The organism is Denitrobacterium sp., assembly GCF_056180635.1.
Genome location: NZ_JAZZJS010000087.1, coordinates 28,553 through 41,843, shown reverse-complemented (window position 1 = coordinate 41,843; position 13,291 = coordinate 28,553). Strand labels below are relative to the sequence as shown.

Genomic DNA, 13,291 nt, shown 5'->3' with positions numbered 1-13,291 from the left:
TACCACGTAGTTGCCCGTCGTGTCGGCGGTCTCGCCCAGGGTTACGCCCTCGAAGGTCACGTCGTAGGTGTCGACGTCGGTGCCTGCGCCAGCGGCCGTAACGCCCTCGAACGAGAGGCCCTCAACCGAGGAGGTGACGCCCGTCACGCTCTGCTCGGCGCCATTGTAGGTCTTGGAGTCGCTGTTCGCGGTGAGCGTAACGCTTGCGGGCGTAACGGTGAGCGTGCCCATATCGGTAGCATCCTGGTAATTCGGGTTCGACGCCTTCACCATGTACGTAACGGTGCCGACGTTGGTAATGGTGGGAGCATCCGCGCTCCACGTGGCGCCACCATCAGTGCTGTACTGCAGGGTGGTGCCGGCGGGCATGCTCGAGGTAACGCCGCCAGCATGGGAAGCGCCATCATAGGTGCCCGTGTAATCGATGGCCGTAACGCTGAGCTTTTCCTTCTCGATCTTCAGCCAGCCATCAGTGTAGGTATTGGCTTCGTTCGCGGCGTTGTAGCTATACTCGCCCGCGTTGATTTCGAAGTCGTCCAGCGTAAGGCCCATCATGTACGCTTCGTCGGAAACGTCGGTGCCCTTGGCGACGGCCTCCTTGCCCGACTTCAGCGTAACGCTCACGCCTTCGGGAGCAACCGTCGTAGGAGCCTCATCGGCCAGCGTGTACGTAACGGTGTAGCCGCTCACGGACTGCTCGGAGCCATTGTAAGTAACAGTATCGGTATTGCCCACGATCTGAATGGTGAGCTCGGCCTGCCATACGGCGTACAGGTCGTCGTAAGGAGCCTTCTCGTCGGCAGCTACCTGGGTGACGGTATGAGTGGTGCCGTTGATTTCGGTAGTGTACTCGGAACCGTTCCACGCCAGGAAGTCGGCCGTCGTGCCGCCCTTGGTCTTCGTCCAACCAAGGAACGTATAGCCGGCGCGCTCGGGAGCAGCCAGAATGTCGACGCCCTCGTTAATGTTGATATCGGTGTCGGAGCGATAGAGCTCGCCCTTGCCACCATTGGCGGGGCCGTAGTTGCCGTACCAGTCGATATGCGTCGGGGTTACAGACTCGACGTCCTCGTACACGGCCTTCAGCTGAACGGTGTACGTGTACTTCGGGTTCTCGGCGGTGCTGCCCTCGCGCTCGACCATGCGAGCGTCGGCCTGGTGGATCTCGAACGTTTCGCCGGGAAGAACCGTTACCGACGTATCCTCGAACGCCTGGGTATCTTCGTTCCAGCTCTGCACGACCCAGCACTTGAAGCGCTTGGCGTTTGCATCGGCGGGCTGAGCCGCAACGCCAGCCGCAACGTTGGCGGAATCGACGTAGAACGCGCTATCGGTGGGCTCGCTGCCTTCCTTGCCGCCGCCCTGAACGTTCTCGTCGTAGATGACGTTGATGCCGTCGGCGCCCACGAGCACGGAGCGCCACTTAGCGTACACGTCGACGCGCTTGGTTATCCAGAAACGGTCGCCGCCCTCATACCCCGTGATGTCGGAGTTGTACGTGGCGCCATTGCCCCATTGGTCCATCACGTCGGTGAAGTCGGTGGTCTTGTCGTACGAAGTGGCCAGGGCATCGGTGAGCTTGGTCTGCTCGTTGAATACCTTGGTGCACGCGGCATCGGAATACCAGCCCACGAATTCATAGCCATCACGCAGCGCGGTATTGGGGAGCGAGATGGTTCCCCCGTAGCTCACGCGGAAGTTCATGGCCTGAGACGTGGAGCCCCAATCGAGGCTGGGATCGCTCTCCTGGGTGCCCGCATTCGGATGCAGGAACACGCGGTACTGAACCTGACGCCATTTCGCATACACCGTCACGCCGCCTTCCGGCATGGTCGTGAAGTTGTAGGGATGGGTGCACTCGGAATCGAGATACCAGCCCTCGAACGCGTAGCCGTCGCGCGTCGGCTCGTAGAAGTTCGAACCACCCTTGTTGTAGGAAGAGAGGTCGGACTCGTAGCTTACGCCGTCGACTTCATTGAGCTGGCCACGGTTATCCTCGTTGATCGAGTTGCCGTTGCCATCGACGTACTTGCAGTCCATGTAGTTGATGGAGTACGCCTTGCGCGTGTAGTAGAAGCTAATGGTTCCGCCATTGGCGACGTCGGCCCTGCCGCTGTTGTTGAAGGCGGGGTCGGAGCCATATTTGTCGTAGCCAATGAGGTCAACGAAGTCCTCGGCCTCGGTGAAGAAGTTGTAGTTCGCGGGAATGGTGTTGCCGTACTTGACGAAGCCCTTCCCGTTCCAGGTCTTCTCGACCGTCTGGCCGGGGAGCGCCTCGACGTAGAATTCCATGTACTTCGTGCCGGCGGACGACGTGTTCCTAACGAACGTGACGTTTTCCGCGGGCATCGTGTCGATGTACACCAGAACCTGGTTGAAGGTGCTGCTGCTTTGGGGCTCCCAGCGCCATTCGGCGTCGGCCCCGTTTTCGGTGATGGGGAAGTTGTCGCCAATATACTGGCCATACAGCGCCGTGATGGTCTTGAAGGTGACCTGACCAGAACTGCGCGTATAACGCGTGCCCTCATAACGCACACCATTGTAGGTCCAATAAACATCCCAGAGATACATGGTTGAATGCCTATCCAGCTCGACATACTGCCCATCAACCAAGCCATACTGAGTGCCACGGTCACTGGTCGTAGGACTATACACGTAACCCTGGCCCTGGAACGTGAGCGTGTACTCGGTGCGGTCGTAGTACACATTCACCACGGCATTGCCCTCGGTGTTGATGGTGACGTTCTGGTCGAACGTGTTCAGATGGAAGCCGGTGTACTGATAATTCGAGCCGTTGATGCGCGCATAGGCGCTATCGCCATTGCCCTGACGCGAAACGGTGTTCACGGTGGAACCCACGTTGCCAGAAAGGTGGATGGCCTGCTCGAAATCGTAGCCATCGGCATTGAGGTTCTGCTTCCAGATGATGACGGTGTAGCTTGCCGTCGTATTGGGAATCCACTTGGCGTAGATGGTCATGCCCTCGGCCAGTTCGTTGCCGAACGTGAACTCATGGCCAGCCGTGCAAGCCTGATCGGTGAACCAGCCACCGAACGTATAGCCAAAGCGGACCATCGCGCTGTCGTCGCACGGACGAACGGTGGTGCTGCCCGCCTCCACGAACTGGGGTGCGTTGTACGTGGCACCCTTGCCGTTCTCGTCGAACACGAGCCAGTGACCGTAGGGCTCGCAAACCGAGAACTTCACATCGCCGGTAACGGTGATTTCGTCACCGTTCTTATATAGATGACCTTCCTCGTACCCCACGATATTCGTCTTGCCCTGGGAAACGAGCCAACCCTCGAAGTTGCACTCGGGATCGACGGGCGTGTAGCCCATGTTCACGGTGTACGTGGCGCCCTGGGCCTGAGCGTACGCGGGAACCTCGGCGGTTTCCATACCCTGGGAAACACCGGACTCGTCGACGTAGTCGATACGGTACTGCTTGAAGATGGCGGGATAGTAGGTAACGGTGGCGTCATCGGAGAGGTTTGCAACCTCGCTCGCAGCAGCTTCGCGAACCTGCTCGATGGAGAGGAATTCGGAATCGACCGTGTAGTTCGGGTCGGTGGTCCAGCCCCTGAAGACTTCGCCGCTTCCCACGCCCTCAACGCCGGGATCGTAGATGATGCTCGCGACTTCCTCGGCGGTGTCGGTGGCCTTCACGATCATCGACGGCGATTCCTCGGCGCCGTTCTGGAACGTAACGGTGAGGCGCGGCGTAACGGTGGTGACGATTGCGTATACCGAGAAATCCTGGGAGACGATTTCCAGCTGATTCGCGGCGGTGGTCGAAGACGGGATAACTTCGGCGGAACCGCTGTCGGGAATGTGGACAACGTCGACGTTGGTCTCGGCACTGGCGTTCGCCTCGCGAATGCCATCGGATGCGAGCTTCACGGTAACGGGAACCTTGGGCTCGATTTCGCTCGTGGCGCCCGTTGCGGGGTCGGTGTAGGTGAACGAGATATCCACGGCGGCAATATTGCCAGCGGACACGCTGCCGTCGACAACGCCATCAACGGAGCCCAGAATGCTGGAGGCGGAAACGCCCGTAACAACAAGCTTGGCTCCTTCGGGCAGCGCGCCCTTGGGAGCGGATACGTTCACGGCTACGCCGTTGGCATGCTCGGTGTCGAACGTGACAGCGGGGTACGCGACTTCCTGCGCGGTGTCTTCGTCCGCCTCGGATTGCGCGTTCGTGGAACCCTGGGCAGTCGCAGCGGATTCACCATCGGCCTTCGCGGCTTCCTTACTAGTATTAGTAGAGGCTTCCACGGTCGCTTCCTCTTCGGAAGATTGAACGGTAGCAGAAGAACCGTCCTGCTGAGCCTTTTCGCTCGTGCTCGACGCATCCGACTCGCCCTGCTGCGTGAGTTCGGCGTCATTCGCCTTGGCAACAGCATCGTCGTTGCCCATTGCCACGTTCGGCACCAGGGCAAACACCATCGCCATGGTGCAGATAACAGCAATGACCTTGTCGAACTGCTTGCGCGCGCGAGCCTTGGCGGACATGAACGTCCCGCCTGAGTTCGCTACGCTTGTCTGCTTCGTATCCCGTTTCATTTCGAACACCTACCTTCTCGTCGCAACGCGCCACCGAAGCGCTTGCGGAAGTACCTCGCGGCCTACGCCGAAACAAAGGACTGAACGTTGCCGCGAAGAATCTTCTTCTGGGCTTTCTCGGCGTACATCGCCGCGTCCAGTCGATTGACGTATTCCAATGCAGAACTTGCGCGCTTCGCCTTGTCGCGCAGATCGTCGATGTTGTCGCCAGGCACATAGAGTGCGCTGCCGATGGACACCTGAATCTCGCAGGGAAGCGTGCCTTCGCTGTTGTAACGAGCGAGCGTTTCACGCACTCGCTTAGCGATGAGGGAGAGAATCGCCTCGTCGTTCACTTCGACGATGACGAAGAATTCGTCGCCGCCGTAGCGGGCGACGATGTCGTCGACGCGGAAGCAGTCGACGAGGAGCTTGGAGAAATCGACCAGCACCGCATCGCCGGTAACATGGCCGAAGTGATCGTTGATGCTCTTGAAATCATCGATGTCGATGAGAAGGCCGCCGAACGTGCGATGGGAACGCACGAACTGGTCGAGCCTACGGTCGAGCGCGCGGCGGTTCCAAAGGCCGGTGAGGAAATCGACGCTGGCGCCTTCGGCCTGCACCACCGCGTAGCGCGTGAGCGCGGCGATGGCGAAGAACGCGGAGAGGACGAACGCGCCGGCGATTACCGCCTGAAGCGCGATGCCCGCGATGACGATTGCCAGAGCGAGCGCCAGGGAGTAGACGGTCGTGGTGCCGATGCGCACGCGACGCACGATGAAGAAGACCGCGTCGGCGATGAGGTACACAACAAGAAATGCCGCCTGGCCCCACTGGACCCAAGCGAAGGCGGGGTCAGAGGAACCAAACGGCCCGGGGAGGACGCCGGCGTATGCCAGCACGGAGATGAATGCGATATCCAGCCCGCAGACGACTCCGTTCGCCACGTACCACCACGTGGGCATTGCACGGTGTACTTCAACGCATGAAGCCGCGTACGCCACGCTGAGGAAGAGGCAGACGGGAATGAGAGCCTGCTGGAGAAACGCGAGGAGGAAGGAAATGCCGGAAACACCAGCCATGACATGCACGAGCACGTCGACCACCACGAGCCCGGCATCCATGGCCAGGGCACGACGGAAGAAGCGACGCTGACGACTGCGCAGTACCGACCCGTCATGTGCGACGGCGATCAGAATGGCAAGAACAGCTGCAGATATCGCATCAATGGCGATCCACGCTTCAAGCTCGAACATGACAAACACCCCCTGCCGTTCGATTCGGCGTGCATAGGCGCACGCATACTAACCCTACTCTTCACATTGTAGGGAGCGGGGGCTTTCGATTCGTGCCAAATGGGGTGCCGTTCGTGCCAAATATGCACCGCTCGTGACAGCAGCGGCACGCTCGCGCCAACAGAGCGAAAAGGCTAGCTCAGGGGGATGAGGACATACGCGCGGAACATGCCGCCCTCGTCCCCGAAACGGGCGAACCCACCTGCGCGTTCGGCAAGCGCGGTAACGCTGGAAGTGCCCACTCCGGCGCCCTCGTGCTTGGTGGAAAGAAGCTCGCCCTGGCCGTTTTTCAGGATCTCCCCTGCGTACGTGTTGCGCACGTCGAGCAGGAACTGACGTCCTACGCCTACGTCAAGGGTAACGACGAGCGCGAGGCGAATATCGCCCTCCTCCTTCGCGTTTTCCAACGCGGCAACGGCATTTTCCAACACGTTGCCCACCACGACGGAAAACTGCGCTTCCGTGATGCCGCAATCCTGCGGAACATGCGCGTGAACCTGAACGTCGGCACCCAACTGCTGAGCGCGTGCCACGTAATGACCCACAATCGCATTCACAATGGAGTTCTCGCACCACACGAGGGGGCTATCATCCGCCATTTCCTCCAATTGACCAAGATACGTTTTTAGGCCATCTTGGTCGTTTTCGCGAACATACATCGCAACGGTGTTGCGGAAGTGACGAAGGTCGTGACGCGCCCGACGCGCTTGATCGATGCGCTCCTTCATGACGGCGTTCTGCTGCAGTTGCATATCGAGCAAGTGCTCGCGATTGAGGCTGTCGGCCGCATCGCGCGCGCTGAGCATGAGATGGTATTCCAACCCAAGGATGGAAAGATAGAGCTCCACGACCACGATTTGCAGAAACGCGGTCATGAGGGCGATGTCGGGAAGATGCGCGGCAACCGATGCCCGACCGATAGCCAGAACGTCAACCAGATAGCACATGAACGGCAGGAACCACGCATTACGCCAAAACGAATGCGACGACCCGCCCGAGGCGCCGTTTTCCAGGATATAGGGAAGGCGCTTGTGGAACAGCTGATACGAAAGCGCCACGAACAAGACGATGAGGCTCCAGAGCACAACCTGCCCGAACCAGGTGAAGTGCGCGGCGGACTGCGCTTCGGGATTGAAGAAGACATCGGCCACGCTCGCGAACGTGGAAAGCGAGTAGACGAAGAACTCCGCCGTGAAGAACAGAAACAGCAGGTAGTGTAGAGGCACGCGCGTAGCCAGGCGCAAAACGACAAGGGAAACGATGCTCGTGGCCACGAACACAATGGACTTCACGTCGGGAAGCAATTCGTACGCGATACCGCAGGCAACGGCCATGGCGGCTACGAGCACAACGAGAATGGCGCGCGTGCGCCTCGAAACCCACTCGGCGGCCACCAGCGGGGTGAGCGTGAGGAACGCCGAGGGAACCATGACGAGCTGATCGAGCACCGACCAAATGATGTTGGCGATATCGGGCATAGGCTAGATCTTTCGCTGGTCGCGTTGCGACATCCAGTCAGCCCACGCCGCACGCGCCTGCGGGAGGCTGCGTCTGCTCACCGGAATCCTGTCGCCCCCGCGCACGAGGAACTCGTTTCCATCCAGGCGTTCCACGATGTCGAGGTTCACCAGGTAGCCCCTGGCGGGGGCATAGAACTGACGCAGGCCTGCCAGCACGCCTTCAAGCTGCGCAAACGTGGCGCGAACGCGCATGAAGACGCGTTCCGCCAGATGCAATTCCAGGTAATGGCCCGCCGAACGCGCCCAATAGAGCGAATTCGCGTCGAACGACTCGCCACCCAGCGTGACCATGCGCGAAGGCGCGCGCTGCGCCATGATGCGGTCGAGCATGGCGGAAAGGGCCTCGTACGTTACGGGCTTGATGAGGTACCCCTGCGCCTGCACCTCGTAGCTTTCCACTGCGAAGTCACGGCTCGTGGTGGTGAAGGCGATGACGCAATCGGGGTCGACCTCGCGCAGGCGCCGCGAGGCGTCGAGTCCCGTCATGGCGTTGGGGTCGCGCACCATGCCCGCCTCGTCGAGATAGCAATCGAACAGCACGAGTTCGTGCCTGCCGCGCTCGAGCCCTTCCAGGAACTCGTTGGCCGTGCGGAACGTGTCGACCGTGGCTATGACGCCGCGCACGGAAAGATAGCGCTCCAGCAGGAAGCGCATGTGCTTCATGTCATACAGGTTATCTTCGACCACGGCGATTTGCATACCCGTAGTTTAGCCAATGGGAGCCATGCAGGGCAAATAGTCGCAGAACGCAAAGCGCCCCAGCCATCGCACGAAGGCGGGCCGGGGCGCGGAAGCTACTGCGCGCTTCGAACGCGAACTAGAATTCCAGTTCCTTCAGGCGATCGAACACGATGTCCTTACGCTGCAGGAAATCCCACGGATCGAAGATCTCGTCGAGCACTTCGGGCGTGAGCGTGCATTCGGGGTCGGCTTCCAGGCGCTCGCGATAGCTGGGGCCTTCCTTGGCCTGCTGCACGTCGTGCCAGGTGGCCATGGCGTTACGCTGCACGATGACGTAGGCGTCTTCACGCGTGATGCCCGTCTGCACCAGGGCCAGCAGCACCTTGCTGGAGAAGATGAGGCCGCGCGTCTTGTACATGTTGGCCTTCATGGCCTCGGGATACGTCTGCAGCCCATCGAGAATCCAGCGAAGCTTCTCGGCGATGTAGTCGAGCGCGATGAAGCTATCGGCCAGAGCGGTGCGCTCAGCACCGGAATGCGAAATGTCGCGTTCGTACCACAGAGCAACGTCGTCGAAGCCAACCTGGGCATTCGCCTTCACGGTGCGGGCGAGGCCGCACACGCGCTCGGCGGTGATGGGATTGCGCTTGTGGGGCATGGCGGAAGAGCCCTTCTGACCCTTCTTGAACGGCTCTTCGGCTTCGATAACGTCGGACTGCTGCAGCAGACGCACCTGCATGGCAACGCTCTCGAAGCTGGCAGCCGTGCACGCCAGGGCGGAAAGCACCTGCGCGTGGCGGTCGCGGGCCAGCACCTGCGTGGAAAGCGGATCGGGCGTGAGGCCCATGTGCTCGCAGACGTACTTCTCGACGAACGGGTCGATGCTGGAATAGGTGCCCACTGCGCCGCTGATGGCGCCCGTGGCGGCAACCTCGCGCGCCTGCTGCAGGCGGTCGAGGGAGCGCTTCATGGCCCAGGCCCAGCTACCGAACTTCATGCCGAAGGTCATGGGCTCGGCGTGGATGCCGTGGGTGCGGCCCACGCAGAGCGTGTTCTGGAACTCGAAAGCGCGACGCTTGCAGATTTCGCCAATCTTGCGCACGTCTTCGATGATGATGTCGAGCGCCTGCGTGATCTGATAGGAAAGGGCCGTGTCGCCCAGGTCGCTGCTGGTCATGCCGTAATGCACCCAACGGCTGGGCTTTTCCTGGCCCTCGGGGATGTCGGCGTCGATGTATTCGGCCATGCAGGTGAGGAAGGCGATGACGTCGTGGTTCGTGACCGCTTCGATTTCGTCGATGCGCTCGACGCGGAAATCGGCATGCGCGCGAATCCACGCGGCCTCCTCTTTCGTGATCCCCGATGCGCCCAGCTCGGCCTGCGCCTCGCATGCCAGGAGCTCGATTTCCTTCCAGACGGCGAACTTGTTCTCGTTCGTCCAAATGTGCCCCATCTCGGGGCGCGTGTAGCGAGGGATCATGCCTGCCCTTTCTTCTTGCGGAATGCTGCACACATTATAGCCGCGCAGCACGCCGATACGCGAAGGGCGCGCAAGTCCGAGAAAAACGCCACGAGAGGCGCACGTTGGGGCTAGAGTTGTTTGAACACGGCCACGGCCGCGGCGCGCTGATCCTTGTCGGAGGCGATGATGACGGCGTCGCCTGGGTACAGGTACGTATCCTCGCCCACCACTTCCATATCGTCGTCGTCGCCATGCGAGACGGCCACCAGCAGGCAGCCCTCGGGCATGGGCACGTCGTAGGCAAGCACGCCCTCCTCGTTGCTGTGATGGCGCATACGCGGCACGGTAACCTGGTTGAGCGCGACGTTGCCGTGCGACAAGCTAGACAGGACGCTGATGCCGCCCAGCATGGCGTCTTCCTCGATGATGGTGGCGATGAGCGCCGTGGAAGACACGCATTCGATGCCCACCTCGCGGAAGATGCGCATGTTCTTGGGCGTGTTCACGCGTGCGATGCAGCGCGGCACGTCGAACACGCGCGTGGCGATTTCGCACGACACCAGGTTGGCGTCGTCTTTGCCCGTAGTGGATACGAACACGTCGGCCCGGCGGATGTCGGCGTCTTCCTGATAGCGCGACATGCACCCGTCGCCCCAGATAACAAGGTAGCGGCCGGTAAGCACGTTAGCCAGATGATCGGCGGTTTCCTGGTCTTGCTCGATGATGGCGACCTCGTTGCCGTCGCGCAGCATTACCGTAGCCAGGTACTCCCCAACCTTGCCGCCGCCGTTGATGACAATGTACATAATGGCCCCTAGTCCTGAATCCAACGAGAGAACGAAGGCACCATCGTGTTGCGCACGCATGCGAGCACGGAATCGCCGTGCTCGAGGATGCTATCGCCCGTGGGGATGGAGCTGGTGCGCCCATCGGCACGTTCGAAGCAGATGATGCGCACGTCGTGAGCCTTTTCCAGCTGCGAAACGCGAATCGACTTCATGTCGTTGCGCTCGAGGTTCAGCGAGAAGCGCAGCACCTCGTAGTCGCCGAACGTATCGAGGTGGAAGCCATGACCCGAGGAAATCTTCGAGAAGAGTTCTTCGGCCACCAGCGACGTGCCGCATACGTAATCGAGGCCGAGCTGCTCGTAGGCGCGCTCGTGGCCAGGATTGTACAGACGGGCAATGACGTGGGGCACGTTGAAGATGTGCGAGGCAACCTCGATCGTCATGAGGTTGGCGTTGTCGGACTGGGTAACGGCGGCCACGCAATCAGCCGTGGCAATGCCCGCGCGCGCGAGCACGTCCTCGTCGAAGCCAACGCCCTGCACGACCGAGCCATTGAACGCACGGCCCAGATTCGAGAAGGCGTTCGCATCGCGGTCGACGACGCAAACGTTATTACCATTTTCGGAAAGCATGTTTGCCAGCTGCGAGCCCACGCGGCCGCAACCGACGACGATAACGTTTCTACTCATCCGATTCCTTTCACATCATGCAATGCGAAGTATAGCGCGGTAGAACCGTCTGCCCAAAACGATTTGAAGACTACAGGAAGCGATACGAAACGGTGTGCACGCCCCAGTCGCTGGAGGACGAGGCGCCGAAGGCCTTGTACACGCCGCCGGCGAGGTCGAGCGCGCGGCCGTACTTGCTGCCGAAGCTGCCCGTATCGGTTACCGTGGCGACGACGGTGATGCCGTTGTAGTTGATTTCCACCGCACGGCCCAGCAGGTATTCCTGACCCTGGGGAACGGCCACGGTTACGCCGTTATCGCTGAAGGCGCGACCGGAAGCGGTAAGGCGACCCGCATCGGGATTGTTCGGGTCGGCGTTGATGCAGTCGGAAACGGAGTACGCGGAAGCCTCGCCCGTCATCCAGCCCTCTTCGCTCATGTCGGGCTGAACGAGCGGAGCCGTGGGCAGCGGATCGGTAGTGCCCACCTGGGCAGCCGCCTGGATTGTGTCGACATTGCCCATGTCTACCGCGGAAAGAAGCACCACGGGGTCGGGGTCGCTCACGGTAATGGAACGCGTTTGGGCCTTCTGCAGGGAAGCGCCGCTATCGGAAACGGTCTGCTTTGCAGAGGTGCCAGCGTTCGCGAACGTGGTGGAAGATTCCCCCGACTTGGCAACGGAAAGGGATTGGCCTACGCCCAACGTGGAATCATCGGCCTGGGAAGCGCCCTGCGCGATACCGCGCGGAATGACGAGCACGCACAGCGCCACGATGGCGACCAGAGCGAGCAGGATGACAATTCCAGGCACCGCGATGCGGCGCATATGTGCTTGCGTTTGTACCACGCATCTCCCGTGATCGATAGGCGAACGCGTCGTTCGCTTAAGGACGGCTTCGTGCGTGTCTGGTGTGTTTTGCCATCCCATTAACGTTTTTGAAAGCTTGGAAATTATACCGAAAGGGCCCTTTGATACAAAATTTTCGACTGGCGAAACAGCCTCTGAAATGGGGTTACTCCCGTGGCATTAAAAGGGCGAAAAGTGCGTACGCTATGGTCATGAGCAGGGGCGATACAAAGAAAAGCAGCAAAACGATGACACGCACCACCGTGCTGTCCAGTCCGTAGCGCTGCGCAAATCCTCCACATACGCCGAACAGGCGCGAGTCGCTTTCGCTGCGACGAAGGGGCCTGTCTTCCAGCCCTTCGGAAAGCGAATCGAACTTCCCCGCATACCACGCCCAACCTAGGTACATGGCCAGAAGCACCACCGAAATGGGAAGGAGCACGTTCATGATGAAGGCCGCGGCCTGGCCGAGCGTGACCCACCAGCCTAGATGGGCGTACATACCCAGAAGCGCCACCGCGCCTACAAGCGTGATGACCATGCCGATGGCTGCCCAGATGCGATTCTTCAGCGGGTACGACGAGAACTTGCCGCTCATTTACAGCCTCCCCCATATCTCATAGGGAATGACAAGATCGTCGCGGAACTGCAGCGGCTGCCAGAGCCCCTCGTGCGCGCCCAGAAACGTATAGGTGGTGCAGCCAATGGCGAAGAAAACCACGAACGCCGCGATAGCGCACACCACCAGGGCGGGCGCATCAAGCGCACGCGCCTGGATGAGCAGGCCCAACGTAATGGCCAGAAGCGGCCAGTTTTCCGCGAACCAAGCATCGAGGCGGATGGATATGAGGTCGACCGACCACAGGAGCACGAACAGCCCCACCAGGAAGAGCATGGCGCCTTCCACGCACGTGACGATGCTGTAGCCCTGCCTGCCGGGCACCGCCAAGCGCACGCAGCCAACGGCCATGGCGAATGCAGCCGGGAACTGCACGGGGCCGAACGAGGAATCGAACAGCGAAAGCACGAGCACAACCACCAACGACACCGCCACGAGCCCCACGAACACGCAGGCACCTATGACGAACGTGCGCAGGCGCTCCTTGGAATCGATGGGCTCGGCTTCCTGAATGGGTTGGGCTTTGGCATGGCTTTCCGGCGCGATATCCACGGGCTCCCACGCCTCCTCCTCGGCGGGGAAAATGAGCCAGAGCGCAACATACAGGGGAATGATCGCGCCTGCGGTGAGCAACACGAGCACAACGCAGACGACGCGCATAATCGCAGGGTCGATATCGAAATGGGCCGCTAAGCCCGCAGCCACGCCTCCGAACACGCCATTTTGCGAGCGATGGATCTTTTCCTCGCTGACGCGCACATCATTCCTTTCCCGCACGCAGCGGATCGCCAGTATTGGTATTGCTGTGATGGTAAACCCGCTTCGGCGGAAGCGTCGACGCATCACGCGCCACTGTTACCCTT

At 60.7% G+C, this 13,291-nt stretch carries 10 protein-coding genes; all 10 read right to left on the bottom strand.

Annotated features, from left to right (window positions below):
• On the bottom strand, positions 1-4,515 hold a 4,515-nt coding region (locus AC04P6_RS08565; protein WP_475566209.1), incomplete at its 3' end, for an InlB B-repeat-containing protein.
• Positions 4,516-4,628: 113 nt separating this feature from the next.
• On the bottom strand, positions 4,629-5,804 hold the full coding sequence (locus AC04P6_RS08560) for a GGDEF domain-containing protein (RefSeq protein WP_475566208.1): 1,176 nt from the start codon (positions 5,802-5,804) through the stop codon (positions 4,629-4,631).
• Between the two features lie 173 nt (positions 5,805-5,977).
• Positions 5,978-7,321: a sensor histidine kinase gene (locus AC04P6_RS08555; protein ID WP_475566207.1), complete on the bottom strand. Its 1,344-nt coding sequence runs from the start codon at positions 7,319-7,321 to the stop codon at positions 5,978-5,980.
• A 3-nt stretch (positions 7,322-7,324) separates the two neighbouring features.
• A complete protein-coding gene (locus AC04P6_RS08550) occupies positions 7,325-8,062 on the bottom strand; it encodes a LytR/AlgR family response regulator transcription factor (protein ID WP_475566206.1) in 738 nt (245 codons plus the stop codon).
• A 118-nt stretch (positions 8,063-8,180) separates the two neighbouring features.
• Positions 8,181-9,524: an adenylosuccinate lyase gene (gene purB, locus AC04P6_RS08545; RefSeq protein ID WP_475566205.1), complete on the bottom strand. Its 1,344-nt coding sequence runs from the start codon at positions 9,522-9,524 to the stop codon at positions 8,181-8,183.
• A gap of 110 nt (positions 9,525-9,634) precedes the next feature.
• Positions 9,635-10,312: a potassium channel family protein gene (locus AC04P6_RS08540; RefSeq protein WP_475566204.1), complete on the bottom strand. Its 678-nt coding sequence runs from the start codon at positions 10,310-10,312 to the stop codon at positions 9,635-9,637.
• Between the two features lie 8 nt (positions 10,313-10,320).
• Entirely contained in the window at positions 10,321-10,983 is a 663-nt protein-coding gene (locus AC04P6_RS08535) for a potassium channel family protein (RefSeq protein WP_475566203.1), read from the bottom strand.
• 70 nt (positions 10,984-11,053) lie between these two features.
• Complete coding sequence (locus AC04P6_RS08530; RefSeq protein ID WP_475566202.1) at positions 11,054-11,788, bottom strand: RlpA-like double-psi beta-barrel domain-containing protein; 735 nt, start codon at positions 11,786-11,788, stop codon at positions 11,054-11,056.
• Positions 11,789-11,975: 187 nt separating this feature from the next.
• Positions 11,976-12,407: a PspC domain-containing protein gene (locus AC04P6_RS08525; protein WP_475566201.1), complete on the bottom strand. Its 432-nt coding sequence runs from the start codon at positions 12,405-12,407 to the stop codon at positions 11,976-11,978.
• Positions 12,408-13,187 (bottom strand): PspC domain-containing protein, encoded by a 780-nt coding sequence (locus tag AC04P6_RS08520; protein ID WP_475566200.1) that lies wholly within the window; start codon positions 13,185-13,187, stop codon positions 12,408-12,410. It lies immediately after the preceding gene.
• Positions 13,188-13,291: the final 104 nt, after the last annotated feature.